This is a genomic window from Pontibacter akesuensis (genome assembly GCF_001611675.1).
Lineage (GTDB): Bacteria > Bacteroidota > Bacteroidia > Cytophagales > Hymenobacteraceae > Pontibacter > Pontibacter akesuensis.
Genome location: NZ_CP014766.1, coordinates 2,271,089 through 2,292,082, shown reverse-complemented (window position 1 = coordinate 2,292,082; position 20,994 = coordinate 2,271,089). Strand labels below are relative to the sequence as shown.

Sequence of the window (20,994 nt, the reverse complement as noted above, 5' to 3'; positions counted from 1 at the left end):
AACCCGGATCACTATGAAAACAAGCCCCCTCTACCTACTACTCCTGCCTTTACTTTTCATCCTCTCCGGCTGCGTCAGAATTGCCACTGAAACTGAATATACCTACAACCCTGCCATCGATTTTAAAAAGTTTCAGACCTTTGACTGGCACAGAACTGAGGTACCCCAGCCTGTTGCCGGTGGAGCCGGTGCCCAGTTCAGCCTGTTGCTGGACCAGCGCATAAAAGAGTCGGTGGCAAGTGAATTGGTAAAGGAGGGCCTTAGGCCGGACATCAACAACCCCGGCCTCCTGGTTGCCTACGATATTGCGGTAGACAACAAACAGTTGGAGACAAAGGATTATACTTTCCCGGAGGGGTTCGGGTATGGCTACAGCTACTGGTACGGCTACCGTTACCGCTACACTACGGACGGCCTTCCCGGCTATCAACCTATCCAGAGCTATGCCCCGGGCACACTGGTGATAGACATCATTGACCCAACGACAAACCAGCTTTTGTGGCGCGGCTACTCGCGTGCCAGCCTGGATCCCACTGCTGCCGATGATACGCGCATCAGCTACGTGGTGGCCAACATCATGTCGCAGTTTCCGCCTGTTCCTTCGGCTATCCGGTAACTTACAAGGTATACTTCAGACTCAGGCCGGTGTAGTAGTTTCGGTCCGGTGCTGCTTGGAAATAGCGTCCGCCAAAAGCGTTGAGGTCATTGCCCAGGCTATACTTTTCATCGGTCAGGTTATCTACGCCGCCGAATACCTCCAGCCCAAAGTGCGCGCCCAATTGCCGCTTCAGCCCAAGCCTTGCGCCTGCCACCAGGTAGCTGTCGGCATACACCGTGTTCTCATCGTTCAGCGGTATCTCATCCACATAATTCGCCGTCAGGTTGAAGTATAAACCGAAACGGGTGGTCAGGTCAATGCCTGCGGTGGCGGCATGTGGCGCCACGCCGGTCAGGTCGTTACCGGAGTAATCTGTTTCGTTCTGCTGGTATTCCTTAAACCTGAAATGGCTGTACGTGTAGCTGCCCCATACTTTCAGCAGGCTTAGCGGCTGCGTCGGCTCGTCGAGAAGTGTGTAGCCTATACTTGTCTCAAGGCCTTTCTGATCGGTGCTGCCCACGTTGCGGAACACCGCCACACTCGATACATCCTGCCGGCTCACAATCGTTTCGTTTAGGTTGAAGTAGAAACCTACCACATCAAAGCTCAGCTTATCGGCCAGCATAAACCCGCGAACGCCTACCTCATAGTTGGTGCCCTTCTCAGCCTCCAGCGCCTCGTTCAGCTGCCCGTCAGATGTCAGGATTTCCTCCTCGGTGGGTGGCGAAAAGCCGGAACTCACGCTGGCGTGTATTGATATTTTATCTGTCAGTTGCTTTAGTAGCGCCACGCGTGGGGAAAGCACAGCCTCAAAATCGCGTTTGTAAATGTAGTTGCCGGAGGCCACCTGCTGCAGGCGCGTGATCTCATACCGGGTGTCGTTTAAGCTAAGCGCTGCCGTGGCAATTATGTCCGAAGGTAACTCAAACTCGGCCTGAGCAAACAGAAAACCTGCCTTCGAGACCACTTCATCGTCGGTGCGCAGGTTGCCGGTCGTGCCGCCGTTGTTGTCGTAGGTGCGGGCCACTTCAAACCCCCGCTGAAACTCCCCTCCCAGGGTAAAGGCCGTGGCTATACTTCCCAGGCTGGCATCGAGCACAAAGCTGGTGCGGCCGCCAAATTCCTGGTTTGCGTTGCGCTCATAGTCTGTGTTAAAGGGATTATCCTTGAACTTATGCAGGCCATATACCGATGTGGTATTCCGGAAGTCCTCGCTGAACCTGTACTCCTGCTTCAGCCCCACGTTGATACCTTCCAAATCGAGAGAGGCATTTTGTGCCACACTTCCGAACTGCCCTCCCCGTGCCTGCCGCGGGTCCTGCGCATACTGCTCCTGCGTGAGTCCGCCCGGCAACTCATAGTATAAGTTGGAGTAGATGAGGTTTGCCGAGATGGTGCGCTTGTCGGTGGGCGTAAACTGCGAGCTGATCAACAGCACGTCGCGATCAATGGCCGACTGCTGCCGATAGCCATCATACGTTTGCCGCGTGTACTGCACCAGAATGCTGCTGTTTTCGGCGCCGATGCTGGCCGTGGCCGTTTGACGCTGAAAACCATAGGAGCCAAACGTGGCGCCTACTTCCAAAGAGGCTTCGCCGGGAGCGGCACGACGCGGCTCCAGCAATACGGTGCCGCCGGTTCCGGCGCCGTAGATGCTTGCCGTCGGTCCTTTGAGGATTTCCATCCGGCCGATGTTGCCGGCATCCAGCAAGTTTAGCGCTGTGGTACCGTTGGCCTCGGTAAACGGGATACCATCGTAGTATACTTTTACGTTCCGGATACCGTACGGCGAGCGTAGGCTGCTTCCCCGGATGGACAGGCGGTAACTGGCCGGAGCGCGCTCTTCCATGCGCACGCCCGGCACGGTGTTCACGGCCCGCACCAGGGAGCTTTCGTCAAAACGGGTGATTACCTCCCGCTCAATTAAACTGATGGCGCCCGCCGTTTGCAGCAAGGGCCGGTTTGTCTCGTAGCCCTGCACCTGCACTTCCTGCAGCACAGCACCTTTAGGTTGCAGCAACACCTCTATCACCGAGCCATCATACCCCTCGCTCCAGTACACGGTGTCTGTCTTAAAACCAATATAGGAAAGTATAACCGGTGCGTTCACGCTTGTCAGCTCCGCCTCAAAGTAGCCGGTCTCGCCGCTCAACGTGAAAGCCTTTCCATCTACACTCACGGTTACGCCCCGTAACGGCTGCTGTGTCTGGGCATTCAGCACGCGCCCCCGCAGCTCCTGCGCCTGCAGGGTAAAGGGAAGTGCCATCAGAATAAAGAGGGAAAGTATAAGGAGGTAGTTAATCTTGGTCATGCGCAAAAATAAGTATCACTGTCAGAACGCGGAAAAAGGCGCAAGGTTTAAGCGGGCGTATGCATACCGCAGCAGCTTCTTTGCCCTGACAACAAATAAAGTCGGAACCAGTTATATAGAAAGATAAACAGCATCCTTAACACACAACCTCTATGAAAACAAAAACTACACTGCTGGCCCTCAGCATGGCCCTGCTTTGTTCGGGCGCTTGGGCGCAGGACACCAAACCACCGATCACAGCCTCTTACCAAGGGAATATTTTTAAACCCACTGTGGTAGCAGCCACCGACGAACGCGTGCGGCAACTGAAAGTACCGGCAGGCTTTACCGTCTCTAAGTTTGCTGATAACCTGAACAAGCCCCGAATGCTGGCGGTGCACACCGACGGCACAGTCTATGTTACCGACCGCGACAAGGGAACTGTGACCATGCTCCGCGACACGAACAACGATGGAAAATCAGACCAGCAAAAGGTTGTGGCTACCAAGAAGGACATGCACGGCATAGCCCTCCGGAACGGCAAAGCTTACCTGATGACCGTGAATGACATTTTCACGGCTGATATAAAGCAGGACGGCACACTGGGCGAACTGAAGCAGCTTGCCACTGGGTTCCCCGAGGCTGGCCAGCATGCTGACCGCACGCTTGAGTTCGGGCCCGACGGCATGCTGTACATCCAGGTGGGCAGCACCTGCAACGCCTGCGAGGAGACGCACGAAGAAAACGCCACCCTGGTGCAGATGAAGCAAGATGGCTCCAGTCGCCGCGTCTACGCCAGGGGCCTCCGCAACTTCATCGGCTTTGACTGGCACCCGCAAACGAAAGAGCTCTGGGGCTTTGACCATGGCATTGACTGGCTCGGGGACGAAACGCAGAAAGAGGAGCTAAACAAGATCGTGGACGGCGGCAACTACGGCTGGCCTTATGTATTTGAGAATGGAAAGCCGAACCTGGCAGATGAGCCGCCAAAGGGAATGAGCTGGGAGGAGTACGCCAAGCAGACAAAATTCCCGGCCATGCTATACGATGCCCACAGCGCCCCGATGGATTTTCTTTTCTATACTAAGTCCCAGTTTCCGGCAGATTACAGGGGAGATGCCTTCCTCACCCTGCATGGCTCGTGGAACCGAAGCGAGCCCGCTGGCTACAAAGTAGTGCGTGTGCGGTTTGAGAACGGGCAGCCGACTAAAATAGATGATTTCATGACCGGTTTTTTAGTGAACAACAACAAAGCCGTTTTTGGGCGCGTAGTGGGCCTGGCCATGCACAACGATGGCTCTTTGCTGATTGCCGATGATGCGAATGGCGTTATATACCGCGTGGCGCACAAAGGAAAGTGAGCGTTTACTAGTATAAACTTAACTTAAACAAACAGGGCCGGTTGGGTAGAAGCAACGGGTCCTGCTTGTTTAAACTATTAGTGTTGATATCTGGTGATTTTTTACTCCTACTAAGTATAAAAAGCAAAAAGGCCCGGCAGTAACTGCTGAGCCTTTTATAACTATGAAAGCTAATAAATTTAATTCTTCTTGATAGTGAATTCGGTACGGCGGTTTTTCTGGTGCTCCTCCTCGGGGCAGTTCACACCGGTTGCGCACTTATTTACCAGCCTTGTTTTGCCGTAGCCTTTCCAGGTCAGGCGATCTGCCTCTATTCCTTTTGTCACCAGGTAGTCAACGGCTGCCTTTGCCCTTTTCTCGGAGAGCTGCTGGTTGTACTCCTGGCTCTCGCGGCTGTCGGTGTGGGCACTTAGCTCAATATTAACAGAGGGGTTGTTCATCAACAGTGTCGCTAGCTTGTCCAGCTCTTTGGCCGCATCGGCACGGATGTCCCACTTATCGAGGTCGTAGTAAATGTTGTCCAGCACAATGGCCTTCTCCACCTCGTTCTTATCAAAAATCAGCGCCACCTGCACTGTATCCGGCGCCGTAGCCGGTATGGCTACACCAGACTCCATGTTCAGGAATCCTATTTTTGAACCTTTAAATACATAAGTGTTACCAGTGCGTGCATCCATAAAGTGCTTTGCATTTGCATCTGTTATGAAAACACTTGAATCGGTAGTGGCTTTTCTGGCTGCCAGTACGCGCGTTTCGGGAAGCGGCTCCTGCACGGTTTTCTTTTTGTTGTTCTGGAAGCGTCCCAGTGTAGTGATAGCCAGCACAACCGGCTTCTGCAGCACATTGAATGCATAGATGTCTTCGGTACCGTTCTGCGAGTCACGGTTAGAAGACAGCAGGCCGCGTGTTCCCGGCTCGGTGAACAGCAGGCCAAAGTCGTTCTTTGGGGAGTTGATCGGGTAACCCAGGTTTTTGGCCGCACGCCATTTCCCTGTCTCGCCCTCGGCCGAGAACATGTCCATGCCCCCCATGCCTATGTGCCCGTCAGAAGCAAAGTATAGCTTGCCGTTCGCATCCACATAAGGGAAGCTTTCACGGCCGGCTGTGTTTACCACAGTTCCGGCATTCACCGGCTGTCCCCAGCTGCCATCGGCCTGCAGGGTGCTGTAGTAAATGTCCGTCTCACCGGCTCCTCCAGGCATGTCAGACGCAAAGTATAGCACCTTCCCGTCCGGCGACAGGGCAGGATGCCCCACCGAATATTCCTCTACCTTATTATGGGTAAAAGGCTGTATGTTGCTCCAGGAGCCTCCCTGCTTTTCGGCAGAGAAAATCTCCAGGCGGTTCACCATGTCTGATTGGTCATCCTTCTTTACCCAGCTCGTTGGGTCGGCATTCACGCTGCCGAGTGCCGGCACCTGCTTGGTGCGGGTAAAGTATAACTTGCTGCCGTCTTTTGCAGCGGCCGCGGTGGCATTGTGGTAATCAGTGTTTATCACGTCCTGCAGTGCCTCTGGCTTTGCCCAGTCGCCTGCCTCGTTTTGCTGCGCCACAAAGAGCTGCAGGTACGGGCGGCCTGTCCATCCGTATACTTCTGCTCCCTTTCCTGCTTTACTCACGCCACGATCTGATGTGAAAACAACACCGTTTGCGCCGTAAGCCGCAGGGCTAAAGTCAGCAAAGCCATTCATGCTCAAGGCGGGTAGCGCTGTTACCTCAGCCACTGGGGGCTGGCTCATCCACCGGATGGATTGGTCCGTAGCCTCCATCAGCGCCTGGGCGCGGTCTGCCTGCTCAGGCATTTCTTCGGCCCACTGCATGTACTGCTCATTGGCCTCTTTATACTTGCCGTTGCTACGCAGCGCCTCGGCATAGTAGTACAGGTTAATCGGATTACGCCCAGTCATGGCCACTACTTTGCCATACCAGTTTTCGGCGGCCTCGGTTTGGCGTGTCAGGCGGTAGGAGGTAGCAATGCGCTCTGCCGTCTCCAGCTCCGGCTTGCGCTTCAGGATGGCCTCCTGGTACTCCTGCAGTGCCAGCGTATACTCAAAGTTGTTGTACAGTTTGTTTGCTTTGCGCAACGAGGACTGACCCTGTGCCAGCGGCGCAAAGCCCAGCACGGCGGCTGCTATAATGCAAAAGGGGGTATATTTTAGTTTCATGGGTGTTAACGCTAAGATTAAAAGTACTGCGGTGTCAGCATTTTGGTCTCTTTCTTCTGGAAGAAGTAGTAGCCTACGGATACCTCGTGGGTGCTTTGGTTGCTGTAACCGTTCAGCATTTTATCGTAGGAGTAGCCTACGCGCAGCTGCTTCAGTACCTGCACCTCACCGATAAAGGCAACGGCTGTGCGCTTGGTTACATCCGCTGTCTCCGGCTCGTTGAACAGGTTTAAACTGGTGCGGTAAGAGCTGCCCAGCCACAGGCGCTCGCCCAGCAGCACAAAGGCGTTCAGGTCCACGTTGCTTGGTGCGTTAAAATCCTCCTTAATCAGCACACTTGGCTTTAGTTTGACAAACGGGGTTACATCGAACAAGTAGCCTGTGGTAAAATAGTAGTGGCGCTCCGGCTCCACCTGCTGCATGTCGTCGAACTGCAGCAGGTCTGCCGCAGAAACACCGGCGTAAAAGCGGTTGGTGTGCAGGTAAGCACCGATCTTCACATCGGGCTTTATAACTGTCTCCTTGCCCGTTGGGATGGAGGGATCCTCAGTAATACCAAACTTACTGCCATCCAGCGTTGTCTGCACTACACCCGGGGCTAATCCCAGACTGATCACGGCATTTTCGCTCAGGGGCAGTTTTACGGCAAAATTGGCATAGATACTGGAGGTTGTCTGGGCGCCGATCTCATCGCGTGTGAGGCCCAGGCCCAAGCCCAGGCGCTGGTTTGCCAGTATTCCGTCCACCAGCAGCGACTGTGTTGTTGGGGCTCCCTCAATACCCGTCCACTGCGAGCGGTGGAAAGCGTTCAGGTTTAGTACATTCTTGCTTCCTGCATAAGCCGGATTAATGGCCATACTGTTAAAGATGTACTGCGAGTACTGTGGGTTTTGCTGTGCGCTGGCGGCTGTTGTAAGCAACAGCGCCAGCAGCAGGTAACATATTCTCATCTTCATCTGATATTCTTATTTTTAAGCTGGTGCCTAGCGGAACAAGGTCACGTAGCCTGTAAACTCTTTCACAATGCCGCCACATACCGTTACCCTTACCTTATAGAAGTAAGTACCTTGCTCCAAGCCTTTGCCCATCCAGTCGTTCTGGTAGCCTGTTTTCTTATAAACCTCAGATCCCCATCGGTTAAAGATGGTTACTTCGTTTACCGGGAATTTTTCGAGGTTGCTTATGAACCACGTGTCGTTCTTGCCATCGCCGTTCGGGCTGAAAGCTTTCGGCAGGTTCAGTTGTCCCTCCACCAGGGAGGCATCCATTGGAGCCGTAGCGGCTGTAGTGCTGCTGCACGGCCCGTTGATGGCTGTTACCGAAACGGTGCCGAACCTGGCTGTTGCATTATCCGCTTTCACTGTGATGGTATTGGTGCCCTGGCCGGAAACAATGGTGAAGCCAGCTGTTACCCTCCAGGCATAGGAGGTGGCGCTCTGTACCGGATCGATCGTGTATACCAGTCCATCACACACATTGCTGTTGTCTGTGATCTGGCCAAGTATAGCCGGCGGTGTAGAGACGTTTACCTGTAGCGGCTGGCTGGCCGTGCTGCTGCAGCCGTTAGAAGCTGTGACAGTGATTGTACCACCCGTTGTGCCGGCATTTACCTTTACAGAAGTGCCCGTGCTGGCTCCCTGCACCAGGCTGATGCCGCCTGTAACGGCCCAGGTATAGGTTATGTCCTCTACAGGGCTCGCCACACTGTAGGTCAGGGCCTGGGTGTTCTCGCATACTTCCGTTGTACCACTAACTGTTGGTGCGTCTGGTCCGCCTAGCGGGCTTACCGCTACCTCGGCTATTTCATCGCCTGTGCCACATGCGTTCACCACGGCAAGGGTTACGGTACCGGCTGCTGCGCCAACCCGAAGGGTTACACTCCTAAAGTGGTCGCCACCACTTACGACCGCCCAGCCTGCCGGCGTTGTCCAGTCGTAGTCGGTTATACCCGCCACTTCACGTGCGGTAAGGGTAATGGTTTGTCCGTTACAGGCGCTGGCTACGCCTTCTATTACCGGTTTAGCCGGCTTGCTGTTTACGGTGATGCTAAGGGGTGCAGATGCTGCACTGCTCTCGCACACGCCATTCGCAGCCACTGAGATGTTGCCACCCGCAAAGCCAACGGTAACCTGTATCTCCCGCTCATTTGCTGGTGTACCAGGTACTACAGCCCAGCCTGTAGGCAGGTTCCAGGTATAAGAGGTGGCACCGGCAACTGCGTCCGTACGATAGGTTTGGGTTGTTCCGGCGCAAACAACGGCCTGGCCTGTTACGCTGGCCGGTGTGGCCGGCGTGGCCGTAATGCCAATTGCTTTTGTAGCCACATTACTTGAAAGGCAGCTGTTGCTTACTACCAGGGTAAGTGAACCTCCGTTTGTACCGGCACTAACCTGCACGGAGCTACCCGTTGCCTCTCCTACAATGCGAACATCGCCTACAGGCGTCCACAGGTATGTGACTCCCGCACCGTAGCCTGTAACTGTGTAGGTATTGTCTGTGCTGTTTGCGCATACGGTGGCAGCGCCTTGTATAGTGGGAGGCGCCGGCTTTGTGGGCAGTACCAACTGCTCTGTCACCGTATAGACTGTATTGCATCTATCGGTTACCTTCACTTGCAGTGTGCCCGGTGCCGCTACTCTGATCACGGCGGTGTTGTTGCTTTGACTCACAAGGCTCCAACCCGTAGGCAAAACCGTGAAATCGTATGTGGCGCCTGCTACTTCTGTCACTGTGAACGTGATGTCGGTTGGAGTGATGCCGCAGTAGGAAGTGCTTGGAGTGATGTCCAGCGTAGGAACAGCACATACCACGACAGGGTCCTCGTCGTTGTTGTCGTTAGGCTCCGGATCCGGGTTGTTCGGGTTCGGATCTATTGTTACCTGGTTGTTTATTTCTCCCGCAACTAGCAGTTTGAACACAACAGTGATAACGGCCACCTCACCGTTCTGCAGGTCACCTACATGCCAGCGGTACTTTCCATCCGCGTCCATTCCGAATGTGCCTTTTGCGGTCGTATAAGTTACAAACTCCAGCCCCCCTTGCGGAAAGTTCTCCGTTATCACCACGCCGGTAGCGGTTCCAGGGCCGGCATTCGTTACAGTTATTGTATACCTGATATTGGCACCTACAGTATAGCTTCCTCCTTCTGCCTCCTTTTTGACGTTCAAATCCGTGTATATGACATTCGGCAGGTAAATCAGGTTGGCATTGAGGTTGATTCTACCTTCCAAAGAAATGATCCTGCCGTTCAGGTACACCCCTTCAGCCAGGTTAATGTTTCCTTTGGCAAGTACGCTTCCTTCAAACAGGGACACCCCCGTCAGGTTGACGTTGTTCTCTACAATCCAATAAATGTTTTTTGCCTCTGCGCCATTCGTTGTGTTCACGCGTACGCTGGCAATGCCTCCAACCGGCAAGCTGTTCTTCAGGTCTCCTTTTACGATGACGTAAAACTTGGCATTTACATCTCCTCTGCCGTCAAACGTGATGGTACCCTGCAGTACATCGTTCAGGTTGGCATCGCCGTTAATCTGGTGCACCCCCGGCAAAAGCACGCTGGGCATTCTGAGATGACTAAAGTCCACTGATTTTGCCGCGATGGAAGTATAGACTCCTGTGGCGTCTTCCATGGCTTGTGCAGCCGTAACCGTTCCGATCTCTTTTTTAGAGACAATCAGCAGGCCGTTGTCCTGCAGCGCATTTACCGGCAGGGTACCCAGGTTGCCATAGATCACCGTTGTGCCCGTGTTGGTTACGGTTGTAGACGATAGCACGGCAAAACTGCTCGCTCTGCCCAGCACCTCAACAGTCGGATCTTCCTGAGCCATACTTTGGGTGTAGCCGCCTATCAAAATCAGAAAGGTCAACAGTAAATTTTTAATCATAAAATAACGTGTAAAAGGATATAGTATCAAGCGCGTGTTCATAGCTGTGAATGCTATGGTAATCCAATTGATTGTACTGATATATTGTAAAAATGTTATCTATATTTTTAACTATATATGAAATAATATTAATTATTCCAAGCAAAGAATACAGCAGGAGTATATTTAGAAATGGGCGGGTTTGCCAGTGGGGAATTACCTGTAAAAACAGGGTTTAAGTAGGGGAAAGGCGTAAAAGTCACTTACATAGGCTTTTTATTATATTCTTGCGATAAAATTAAACTTTAAAAAGTAATTGTCAAAAGTATCGGTATATTTTCATTTATAAATTTTAAATCTGCAGAAAAAATCTAACCTAAAAAAACAGTGCAACTAAAAAACCCCTGTTGCGCCAATGTGCAACAGGGGTTTCAGGTACTTTAAAAACAGAATTACTTATACGTTCACGTGGCGCTCGGCATGGTAAGAAGAACGCACCAGCGGCCCGGACTCCACATACTTGATGCCCCGGTTCAGTCCTTCCTCCCGGTAGTGGTCAAACAGATCGGGGTGAATAAACTCGGCCACCTCCAGGTGCATCTTGGTTGGCTGCAGGTACTGGCCCAGCGTCAGGATATCGCAGCCATTAGCCGCCAGATCATCCATGGCCTGGTACACCTGCTCCTTTGTCTCGCCTAAACCTAGCATAATGCCGGTTTTGGTGCGCTTGCCATACTCCTTGGTGCGGCGGATCTGCTCCAGCGAGCGGTCATACTTAGCTTGCGGGCGCACGCGGCGGTAAAGCTCCTGCACCGTTTCCATGTTATGCGACACCACCTCCTGTCCGGGAGAGATCATGGTGATCAGCGCATCCCAGTTGGCTTTCACATCCGGGATCAGCGTTTCGATGGTAGTGGTCGGGGACAGGAGTTTCACCTGCTTCACCGTTTCGTGCCAGATGGCGGCACCGCGGTCTTTCAGCTCGTCGCGGTTAACGGACGTTAGCACGGCGTGCTTCACCCCCATTAGTTGTATGGCCTCCGCCACACGGCGCGGCTCGTCTTCGTCGTACTCGTTGGGGCGGCCGGTGGCCACAGCGCAGAAAGAGCAGCTGCGGGTACACACATTACCTAAGATCATGAACGTGGCTGTACCTGCGCCCCAGCACTCACCCATGTTCGGGCAGTTACCGCTCTCGCAAATCGTGTGCAGCTTATATTCGTCTACAATGCTTCTTACTTTGGCGTACTCCTTCCCAACCGGCAGTTTTACACGCAGCCAGTTTGGCTTGCGGGGCTGGCCCAGTGCGTTAAGCCCCTCGGGCTTGGCATTAGGCTGTATTACCGGAAGTGTCATCATTTCATCCATGTTGCAAAGATAGGAAGTTATGGGTTAAGAGTTTAGCCACAGACCAAAAATGTGGGTGCGGCAAACTGCTTTCGTAACAAATGGATGGTGGTAAATGTTCGGCAGGGGTTACTTGCGGCTGCCGTAGTAGAGGTTGAGGTAAACCGAGGTGAACACGTTGTTGTTCTCGGCAAGGGGAATGATGATCGGTTTGCTGGGGAAGTACTCCACACCCACGCCCACCTCAATGCCCGCTATACTTTCGCGGTAGCGGCCATACTCAAAACTTACGCCCGCCTTGCCATGCACGCCGGGTTTTATCTTGGACTCGCCGAAACCGCGGAACACGGTGTCGCTGCCCAGGATGTAATCTATAGAGTGTACGTTCTCATCGTAGGGCACGGTACGAACGTCGGTGCCGTTGCCGTCGAAGTTATAGTCGATGTAGTAGGGCACTTGCAGGCCGATGGACGGGCCTACGGCAACCAGGGCATTTACCTGCACGCCTGACTCAGCGGCTTTGCGGAAGAGCACCCGCTCCTGGCCGTAGTGCGGCCTGATGACGAACAGGTAATTTTTCTTGCCATACACAAACGGTTCCCCGAGGGCGGCAATGTAATGCTCCTCCTTGGGGTGCTTCACCTCCACCGCCTCCAGCCCGAAGAACTGGTACCTGTTTTCGTTTACAAAGTAGGAAGAGCGTATGAAGGCGCCGCCAATGAGCCCCCCATTGGAGTTGAAGTTGATACCGTAGCTAAGCTCGTTTCGGAAGCTCTCGTCTTCGTTGTACTGCGCCATAGCAGGCGTAGCCGCCAACAAGGCTGCTACCAGTAGTAGTGTTAGGATTCTTATCACAGGCCAGTGAGTTACAGATTATATAAAAGTACTTAACTTTACGTGTAATTCAAACTCATGGATTTTATACGTATGGCAACAATAAAAAGCATTTACAACGGCGGCTTGCGCACTACAGCACAGCACCTTGCCTCCGGAAACAGCATCATTACCGATGCGCCGGTGGATAACAACGGAAAAGGCGAGGCCTTCTCTCCTACCGACCTGGTGAGTGCCGCCCTCGGCTCCTGCATGATGACCATTATGGGCATTGTAGCCAACCGCAGCGACATAGACATCGAGGGTATGGAAGTGGAGATTACCAAAATCATGGCTGCCGATCCGCGCCGCATTGGCGAGGTGGTGGTGGACTTTACCATGCCGGCCGGCAAATCATACTCAGACAAGGAGAAAGCGATGCTGGAGAACGCTGCCCGTACCTGCCCGGTGGCCTTAAGCCTGCACCCGGATACCAAGCAGACGGTTAATTTCCGATACTAAGCAAAAAACGGCGTGGCAGAAGTATAGCCTGCTACGCCGTTACCTGGCTTTTCAATTCATCTACGCTAATGCCGAGGTGTGATGCCTCGTAGGTGCATACACCGTCTTTTACCAGCAGCAGCTGCGGCGACTCGTGGTGCACCTCCAGTACTTCTGCAATCTCGTTTGAAACAGGCCGGAACTTCAGCAGGTCCAGGTAGTATGCCTTCACCTCGTCCAGGTCAGCATCGTCCCACTTGCGCTCGAGGCGGCTTTTGGCGGTGGCACTGATGGAGCAGGAGGTGCTGTGCTTAAAAATCACCACCGGCTTGCTTTTCGACTCTTCTATTACTTCGTTTAGCTGCTCTACACTTGTTAGGGGATGCCAATTCATATCGCTGATCCTTTTTCTTCGTTAGCTTGATCGTTTCTTTTTGGCCCGGGGCTTATACTTCTTCTTGAAGATGCTTATCTTTTTTACCGGGTCGCCGTTTGTGTTAAACCGCAACCGCTCGCGCTCCTCGTTGCGAAGGCGTTTTCTGCCGGCCACTCCTTTTTTGAACGTATAAGCATCGGGGTTCAGGTGCGTGTCTTTGTAAGCGACGGCATCTACCTTGGCCGCGTCCTTCAACGACTGCTTTAGCTTTTGCTCATGCTTTTCCTCGGCTTTGTAATTCACCTGCCCATAACTTGGCAACGTTCCCACCAGGGAAAACAGGAACAGGTTTGCTCCACACAGGATGGCCTTTTTTACATATCGCCGCATACCACACACTTTCTTCATCGTTGTTATACTGATTCTGTTACAAGTGGTTTCTCTGATAAGGACTAATTGCGTTTCTTCACCCGCCCGTTCTTGTCCATGTTTACCTGTATGGCTTGAAGGCCATCGGCACCCTGAATTTTGGCGGTACGCTTGCTGGTGGGTTTTGGGCAGGGCATGCCGTGGCGCTGGCAACTGGTTCCGAAAAGAAGCACCATGCAGGACAGCAGCAGGAAAAGAGCTTGAATTTTACGCATATAGCAAATATATACTTTAATATCTTAATATTAAATAGCTTAAACACAAAAGAGGCAGCCCTACCGTGGCTTTTACGGCGGTAGGGCTGCCTCTTTTGTGTTAGAACCTTAGTAGTTCAGCATCATCTCTGCCTTCTGGCGCAGGCGCTGCTTTGGCAAAAACTCCTGCTCCAGCGGTGGCGCAAACGGCACGGCTGTATCCAGGCTGGCGACACGAGCTACCGGGGCATCCAGCAGTTCAAAGCAATGCTCGCTAATCCAGGCGGCTATCTCGCCACCAATACCGCCGGTCATCGTGTCCTCATGAAGTATGATCACGCGGCCTGTTTTCTCTACGGCGGCCCGCACGGCCTCCTTATCCCAGGGCAGTAAAGTGCGCAGGTCCAGTATCTCGAAGCTGGCGCCCTCTAGCTCTTGCTGCAGTTGCTTGGCCCAGTGCACGCCCATGCCGTACGTGATGATGGTGAGGTCTGTGCCCTCGGCCACTGTTTTGGCCTTGCCAATTTCTACGGTATAGTAATCGTCCGGAATCTCCTGCGAAACGGAGCGGTACAGCAGCTTGTGCTCGAAGTACATCACCGGGTTCGGGTCCTCAATGGCGGCATTTAGCAGGCCTTTGGCATCATAGGGAGAGGACGGGTATACTACTTTCAGACCGGGCGTGTGGAAAAACCAGGCTTCGTTGCTTTGGGAGTGGAACGGACCTGCTGCTGCGCCCGCACCTGTTGGCATGCGCACCACCACATCGGCGTTCTGGCCCCAGCGGTAGTGGCTCTTGGCCAGGTTATTCACAATTTGGCTGAAACCGGCACTCACGAAGTCGGCGAACTGCATCTCTACAATGCTTTTCTGGCCGCGCACCGACATGCCCAGGCCTATGCCAAGTATGGCCGACTCGCAAAGCGGCGTATTGCGGATGCGGTCTTTTCCGAAAGCATCCACAAAGCCTTCCGAAGCCTTGAACACCCCGCCGTACTCGGCCACGTCCTGCCCCATCAGCACCAGGTTCGGGTAGCGCTCCAGGCTTTGGCGCATGGCATCAGAAACGGCGTCCACAAAACGGCGTTCTGTTTTGGCGTCAGAGGCCGGCGCAATGATTTCCTGCGCGAAAGGCTGGTACATATCCTCCAGTTCCTGCTCCCGGTTTACCTCAGGCATCGGTTCGGCGAACGCTTTTTGCAGTCCCTCCTCTATCTCGGCCTTCAGCTCCTCTTTTATACTTTCCATCGCCTTCTGAGTCAGCACCAGGTCGTCGAGCAGGTAGCGCTCAAAGTTCTCTACCGGGTCTTTCTTTGCCCACTTCTCGAACAGCTCCTGCGGCACGTACTTCGTTCCGCTGGCTTCCTCATGGCCGCGCATCCGGAAGGTGATGGCCTCGATCAGCATCGGGCGCGGGTTCTTGCGGATGCTGGCTGCCGCCTGGCTCACGGTATCGTATACTTCCAGAATGTTGTTGCCGTCTATCTGCAGCGTGTCGATGCCGTAGGCCGGGCCTTTATCGATGAAATGCTTGAACTTGAACTGCTCGTTGCTTGGCGTGGAAAGGCCGTAGCCGTTGTTCTCGATCATGAAAATAACTGGCAAGCCCCATACTGCCGCTACGTTCAGCGCCTCATGGAAATCTCCCTCACTCGCCCCGCCATCGCCACTGAACACCAGCGTCACCTTCTCCTTCTTCTCCAGCAGATCCGCCAGCGCAATGCCATCGGCCACGGCCAGTTGCGGCCCCAGGTGCGAGATCATGCCCACAATGTGGTGCTCGTTTGTGCCGAAGTGGAACGAGCGGTCGCGCCCTTTGGTGAAGCCGTGCGTTTTACCCTGGAACTGCGCGAACAGGCGATCCAACGGCACCTCGCGGCTCGTAAACACGCCTAGGTTGCGGTGCAGCGGCAGAATGTATTCGTCTTTATCCAAGGCAAGGGCCGAGCCTACGGAAATGGCCTCCTGCCCGATGCCGGAGAACCACTTGCTCACTTTGCCCTGGCGCAGGAGCACCAGCATGCGCTCCTCAATCATGCGCGGCTTTAGCAGGGCGCGGTATAGCCTGATCAGTTCTTCTTCTGTATAGTCTTTGCGGTTATAGTTCATCTGTTTCCGAAAACCTTGTTATATGTTGGCAAGTTAAACTAATGGCGTTCCTTCTGAAACTTATGCCACTAATTTATACTTTTGCTTAATTAGACATAAGTATCAAGACGTAAGACACAAGACTTAATCTTGGTGTGCAAAAAGTACAGAAATACCGGAAGGCTTGCAAGTATAGCGGCAGAACTGAAGTTGCTACAGCAACAGAATTTAAAAAGTCTTGTGTCCTGATACTTGTGTCTTGTGTCCACCCAAAGAAAAAGAACAATGATAGAATTCAGAGAATTTACCTTAGATAACGGCTTGCGCGTGATTGTGCATGAAGATCATACTTCGCCGATGGCGGTGCTGAACATATTGTATGATGTAGGCTCGCGCGATGAAGAGGAGGCTCACACCGGTTTTGCGCATTTGTTTGAGCATCTGATGTTCAGCGGGTCCAAGAACGTGCCGGTGTACGACGAGCCGCTGCAGCGCGTGGGCGGCGAGAACAACGCCTTCACCAGCCCCGATATCACCAACTACTACCTGTCGCTTCCGGCCCAGAACCTGGAGACTGGTTTTTGGCTGGAGTCTGACCGCATGCTGGAGCTTGCCTTTAGCGAGAACGGCCTGGAAGTGCAGCGCAAGGTGGTGGTAGAGGAGTTTAAGCAGAATTACCTGAACCAGCCTTATGGCGATGTATGGCTGAAACTGCGGCCGCTGGCTTACAAGGAGCACGCCTACAAATGGGCAACCATCGGCAAGGAGATTTCGCACATCGAGGAAGCCACCATGGATATCGTGAAGGCTTTTTTCCGGAAGCACTACTCACCGAGCAATGCCATACTTGTGGTGGCGGGCAACGTGCCCTTCGACAAAGCAAAGGAGCTGACGGAGAAGTGGTTTGGGCCCATACCTGCCGGCGAGAAGTATGAGCGCCAGCTCAAAAAGGAGCCAAAGCAAACGGAGGCCCGCATGTTGGAAATCACATCTGACGTACCGCTGAGCGCCATCTACAAAGCCTACCACATGCCAGGCCGCCAGCACCCGGATTACCACGCGGTCGATCTGATCAGCGATATACTTGGCCGTGGCAAATCGAGCCGCTTGTATGAGCGACTGGTAAAAGACCAGAAGCTGTTCAACTCCATTGCGGCATCGGTATCGGGCAACATTGAACCGGGCCTTTTAATCATACAGGGCAAACTGAACGAGGGCGTTGCCCTGGAGGAGGCGAATGCCGCCATCGAGGCGATTGTGCAGGAGCTGATTGATACGCTGGTAGACGAGGAAGAACTGAACAAGGTAAAGAACCAGGCCGAGACAAGCATCGTGTTCTCGGAGATTGAGCTGCTGAACCGCGCCATGAACCTGGCCTACAGCAAGCTGCTTGGCGATGCCAACCTCATCAACCAGGAAGGCGAGAAAGTACAGGCTGTTACGCCCGCCGACATTCAGCGCTGCGCCAAAGAGGTGCTGCGCCCCACCAACTGCTCTACCCTGCTGTACAAGGCGGAGAAGAAAGAGAAGCTGGCAGAAGTAGAAGCTTAACTTTATACTTTCCACAAAAAAAAGGAGGCCAACGCTACAGGACCTCCTTTTTTATTTTTGAATATCTGCTATTTCTGCCTGCACTCCAGATTCACTTCAGGTTTGGGTTCTAGTTTTGAAGTGTAATTATTTACCATACTTCAAAAAAACAGAACCATGAAACCAGCAATGTTAGCCATTCTACTTGCAAGCAGCACTTTGTTCGCCTGCGATAAAGAGGACCAGGACTTGGCCCCGGATAAAGTACCTGCCGAGGTAAAGGCATCTTTGGTAAAAACATTTACCAACGCAATAAATTTTGAGTGGGAGAAAAAGGAAGCCAATTACGAAGTGGATTTCGATATGAATACTGTCGAGTACAGCGCCTTGTTTACCGCATCGGGCGAAATGCTGATGCACAAGTATGATATCACGGCCACAGAACTCCCAGAGGAGGTAAAAACAGTCATCACACAGCATTATACCGACTACCGCATCGATGATGCTGAGGTAGTGGATAAAGCTGGCACCCGCTACTACCAGGTTGACCTGAAAAAGGACAACATGGAGAAGAGAGTAGTACTCGCCGCCGATGGGCAGGAACAGGCACAGATTTCTTACTGGGACTAAAACAGTATTTAAACGAAGAATCATACACCTGGCACAAAGCGCGGAGCACGAACTCCGCGCTTTGGCTTTTTAGCATAAAGTATACTTCGCACGGGCAGGGCTCCAGCAGGAACAGAGAATCCTGTTTCTAATCACTATCTGTAACCTTACACCTACAAATATTGTATATACAAACATTATCCGTACCTTTGTAGGACAAGCTAAACTATGCGAATAGAAGACGAAATACACCAGAAGGAGTTCAAGAACGATTACCGCCGTTTGATGGCCAACCTGTTGTTTACAAACAACTGGCTGAACCAGCAGATGACGCCGTTCTTTAAGGAGCTGGGCCTGACGCTGCAGCAGCACAACGTGCTGGCGATTCTGCGCGGCCAGCACCCCAACCCCGTGTGCTTCGGCGATATTCAGAACCGCATGGTAGACCGCAACTCCAATGTGACCCGCCTCATTGACAAATTAATCGAGAAAGGCTACGTTACCCGTGATATCTGCCAGAGCAACCGCCGCATGATCGAGGTGCGCCTGACGGAGAAAGGCACAGAGAAACTGCAGGAGGTAGATGCAAAGTTTCCACAACTTTTTGCCAGCTTTGAAAACCTTACAACCGAGGAAGCTGTTCTTGCCAGCAACCTGTTGGATAAACTACGCGGCTAGCGATTTTTTTTATTTTGATATTTGTATAAACAAATAATGTGCAGACCCATACTATGAAAGACATCACTATAAAAGGAGCCACCATACCAGCGTTGGGCTTCGGCACGTACCAGCTGGATAATACCACAGCAAACGAAATGGTGCAGGCGGCCCTTGAAACCGGCTACCGCCACATCGACACCGCCCAGATGTACGGGAACGAAGAAGGTGTGGGCAAGGCCATTAACGCATCAGCCGTGAACCGCGAGGAAGTGTTCCTGACAACGAAGGTGCTGCCTTCTAACCTGGGCAGGCAAACGTTTCTGCCTTCGGTAGAGGAAAGCTTAAGGAAGCTGAAAGTAGATGCCGTAGACCTGCTGTTGATTCACTGGCCAAACTCGGATGTTCCTGTGGAAGAATACATTGGCGAGCTGGTAAAGGCGCAGGAAAAAGGCTATACCAAACACATCGGCGTGAGTAACCACACCACTGCCCTGTTAAATAAAGTACTGGCCACAGGTGCCAACATCATCACCAACCAAGTGGAATACCACCCTTTCCTGAACCAGGACAAACTCTACAACTACCTGCGCCAGCACGACCTTTCGCTGACGGCCTATAGCCCGATTGCACAAGGCCAGGTGATGGGTAACGAGACGCTGAAAAGCATCGGCGGCAAGTATGGCAAAAGCGAAGTACAGGTAACGCTGCGCTGGCTCATACAGCAGGACGGCGTAATGGCTATCCCAAAGAGTGGCAAGGAATCGCACATGAAATCTAACTTCGACATTTTCGACTTTGAGCTGACACAGGACGAGGTGCAGCAGGTAAACAAGCTGACGCAGCAAAATAACCGCCTCATCAACCCTTCCTTCGCCCCGGATTGGGACTAAATCTAATTTTGAATAACTGGATTTTGAATGAGTGAATGGTTTTGCTGTTAGCACCTATTCCTCTGACAATTGATAAATGATAATTGATAACTGAAATGGAAAACCAAGCATTATTACAACCGATAAAACTACACGACCTGGAGCTGAACAACCGGGTGATCATGGCTCCGATGACACGCAGCCGCGCCGACAACGAAGGCAGTGTGCCCAACGACCTGATGGTAACCTACTACCGCCAGCGCGCCGGTGCCGGACTGATCGTTTCTGAGGGATCACCTATTTCAAGACAGGCTGTTGGCTACATTAACACGCCTGGTATTTATACTCAGGAGCAGGTGGAAGGCTGGAAGAAAGTAACCGAGGCGGTACACGACGAAGGCGGAAAGATTTTCCTGCAGTTGTGGCACGTAGGGCGTATGTCGCACCCCGATTTCCATAACGGCGAACTTCCGGTGGGCCCTTCGGCCATCAACCCGAACGATAAGTCTTTCACGCCCCAGGGCTTTAAGGATACGGTTACGCCACGCGAACTGGCAGTACCTGAGATCAAGCAGATTGTGCAGGATTTTAAAACCGCAGCCAAAAACGCCATTGAAGCTGGCTTCGACGGGGTGGAGGTGCATGCCTCAAACGGTTACCTGCTCCACCAGTTCTTCGTGACTACCGCCAACACCCGCACTGACGAGTACGGTGGTTCAAAAGAAAACCGCAGCAAAATACTTTTTGAGGTGTTGGATGCCATCAAAGAAGTAGTGCCGGCAGAGAAAGTAGGCGTGCGCCTGAACCCGAGCCTGCACGGCGGCTTTGGTATTACGGTGGATGAGAACACCATCCCTACCTACGACTATATAATTGAGCAGCTGAACAAGTATAGCCTGGCTTACCTGCACCTGACGGAAGCTTCGCCGGCTGTGAAGGATGTGCCGCACATTGAGTTGAATATTGCCAAGCGTTACCGCCCGATCTACAAAGGCAACCTGATCATCAACGGCGGCTTTACGCAGGAATCAGGCAACGAGGTAATTGAGGCAGGTGACGCCGACATGGTAGCGTACGGCGTGCCATTCATCGCCAACCCCGACCTGCCGGAGCGCTTTACACAGGATGCAGAGCTGCAGAAGCCCGACACCAGCAAGTTCTATGCGCCCGGTGCCGAAGGTTACATCGACTATCCTACGCTGGAGGAAGTGAACGCCTAAACTACGGGTATCATTCAATAGATTCTAATGCAAAAAACCAGCTGCCGAAGGGTAGCTGGTTTTTTGTTTTAGAGCCAGCCA

Annotated in this window: 18 protein-coding genes; 8 read left to right on the top strand and 10 right to left on the bottom strand. The window is 52.8% G+C overall.

What is annotated here, in order from left to right; translation table 11 throughout:
• The first annotated feature begins 13 nt into the window (after window positions 1-13).
• Window positions 14-616, top strand: coding sequence for a DUF4136 domain-containing protein (locus A0W33_RS09695; RefSeq protein WP_068837962.1), 603 nt, complete (start codon window positions 14-16; stop codon window positions 614-616).
• Window position 617: 1 nt separating this feature from the next.
• Here the strand turns inward: A0W33_RS09695 and A0W33_RS09690 are convergent, their stop codons facing one another.
• Window positions 618-2,909, bottom strand: a complete 2,292-nt coding sequence (locus A0W33_RS09690; RefSeq protein ID WP_229802074.1) for a TonB-dependent receptor domain-containing protein — start codon at window positions 2,907-2,909, stop codon at window positions 618-620.
• A 152-nt stretch (window positions 2,910-3,061) separates the two neighbouring features.
• Between A0W33_RS09690 and A0W33_RS09685 the strand changes: the two genes are divergently transcribed.
• Complete coding sequence (locus tag A0W33_RS09685; protein ID WP_068837961.1) at window positions 3,062-4,249, top strand: PQQ-dependent sugar dehydrogenase; 1,188 nt, start codon at window positions 3,062-3,064, stop codon at window positions 4,247-4,249.
• 179 nt (window positions 4,250-4,428) lie between these two features.
• On the opposite strand, the gene A0W33_RS09680 is transcribed toward A0W33_RS09685, so the two are convergent.
• The 5 genes from A0W33_RS09680 to A0W33_RS09660 form a co-directional block, all read right to left on the bottom strand.
• The gene (locus A0W33_RS09680) at window positions 4,429-6,414 is read right to left on the bottom strand and encodes an OmpA family protein (protein ID WP_082815190.1); all 1,986 of its coding nucleotides are present in this window, start codon (window positions 6,412-6,414) and stop codon (window positions 4,429-4,431) included.
• 17 nt (window positions 6,415-6,431) lie between these two features.
• Complete coding sequence (locus tag A0W33_RS09675; protein ID WP_068837960.1) at window positions 6,432-7,370, bottom strand: PorP/SprF family type IX secretion system membrane protein; 939 nt, start codon at window positions 7,368-7,370, stop codon at window positions 6,432-6,434.
• A 27-nt stretch (window positions 7,371-7,397) separates the two neighbouring features.
• Complete coding sequence (locus A0W33_RS09670) at window positions 7,398-10,298, bottom strand: ice-binding family protein (RefSeq protein WP_068837959.1); 2,901 nt, start codon at window positions 10,296-10,298, stop codon at window positions 7,398-7,400.
• A 435-nt stretch (window positions 10,299-10,733) separates the two neighbouring features.
• Window positions 10,734-11,636: a lipoyl synthase gene (gene lipA / locus A0W33_RS09665; RefSeq protein ID WP_068840042.1), complete on the bottom strand. Its 903-nt coding sequence runs from the start codon at window positions 11,634-11,636 to the stop codon at window positions 10,734-10,736.
• A gap of 117 nt (window positions 11,637-11,753) precedes the next feature.
• A complete protein-coding gene (locus tag A0W33_RS09660; RefSeq protein WP_082815188.1) occupies window positions 11,754-12,479 on the bottom strand; it encodes a hypothetical protein in 726 nt (241 codons plus the stop codon).
• A gap of 72 nt (window positions 12,480-12,551) precedes the next feature.
• Between A0W33_RS09660 and A0W33_RS09655 the strand changes: the two genes are divergently transcribed.
• Window positions 12,552-12,959: an OsmC family protein gene (locus tag A0W33_RS09655; RefSeq protein WP_068837957.1), complete on the top strand. Its 408-nt coding sequence runs from the start codon at window positions 12,552-12,554 to the stop codon at window positions 12,957-12,959.
• A 31-nt stretch (window positions 12,960-12,990) separates the two neighbouring features.
• Here A0W33_RS09655 and ytxJ read toward each other — a convergent pair whose 3' ends face one another.
• The 4 genes from ytxJ to A0W33_RS09635 all read right to left on the bottom strand — a co-directional run bounded on the left by ytxJ (window position 12,991) and on the right by A0W33_RS09635 (window position 16,046).
• On the bottom strand, window positions 12,991-13,332 hold the full coding sequence (gene ytxJ / locus A0W33_RS09650) for a bacillithiol system redox-active protein YtxJ (protein ID WP_068837956.1): 342 nt from the start codon (window positions 13,330-13,332) through the stop codon (window positions 12,991-12,993).
• A 21-nt stretch (window positions 13,333-13,353) separates the two neighbouring features.
• Entirely contained in the window at window positions 13,354-13,704 is a 351-nt protein-coding gene (locus A0W33_RS09645; RefSeq protein ID WP_139237131.1) for a hypothetical protein, read from the bottom strand.
• Window positions 13,705-13,766: 62 nt separating this feature from the next.
• Window positions 13,767-13,958 carry a hypothetical protein gene (locus tag A0W33_RS09640; RefSeq protein WP_068837954.1) on the bottom strand — a complete coding sequence of 64 codons (192 nt, stop codon included), beginning with the start codon at window positions 13,956-13,958 and terminating at the stop codon, window positions 13,767-13,769.
• A 108-nt stretch (window positions 13,959-14,066) separates the two neighbouring features.
• Complete coding sequence (locus A0W33_RS09635) at window positions 14,067-16,046, bottom strand: alpha-ketoacid dehydrogenase subunit alpha/beta (protein ID WP_068837953.1); 1,980 nt, start codon at window positions 16,044-16,046, stop codon at window positions 14,067-14,069.
• Between the two features lie 264 nt (window positions 16,047-16,310).
• Between A0W33_RS09635 and A0W33_RS09630 the strand changes: the two genes are divergently transcribed.
• The 5 genes from A0W33_RS09630 to A0W33_RS09610 all read left to right on the top strand — a co-directional run bounded on the left by A0W33_RS09630 (window position 16,311) and on the right by A0W33_RS09610 (window position 20,913).
• Window positions 16,311-17,576 (top strand): M16 family metallopeptidase, encoded by a 1,266-nt coding sequence (locus tag A0W33_RS09630; RefSeq protein WP_068837952.1) that lies wholly within the window; start codon window positions 16,311-16,313, stop codon window positions 17,574-17,576.
• A 156-nt stretch (window positions 17,577-17,732) separates the two neighbouring features.
• Window positions 17,733-18,185: a PepSY-like domain-containing protein gene (locus A0W33_RS09625; protein WP_082815187.1), complete on the top strand. Its 453-nt coding sequence runs from the start codon at window positions 17,733-17,735 to the stop codon at window positions 18,183-18,185.
• 207 nt (window positions 18,186-18,392) lie between these two features.
• Complete coding sequence (locus tag A0W33_RS09620) at window positions 18,393-18,842, top strand: MarR family winged helix-turn-helix transcriptional regulator (RefSeq protein WP_068837950.1); 450 nt, start codon at window positions 18,393-18,395, stop codon at window positions 18,840-18,842.
• Between the two features lie 53 nt (window positions 18,843-18,895).
• Window positions 18,896-19,714, top strand: a complete 819-nt coding sequence (locus tag A0W33_RS09615) for an aldo/keto reductase (protein ID WP_068837949.1) — start codon at window positions 18,896-18,898, stop codon at window positions 19,712-19,714.
• Between the two features lie 95 nt (window positions 19,715-19,809).
• Window positions 19,810-20,913, top strand: a complete 1,104-nt coding sequence (locus tag A0W33_RS09610; RefSeq protein ID WP_068837948.1) for an alkene reductase — start codon at window positions 19,810-19,812, stop codon at window positions 20,911-20,913.
• The last annotated feature ends 81 nt before the right edge of the window (window positions 20,914-20,994 follow it).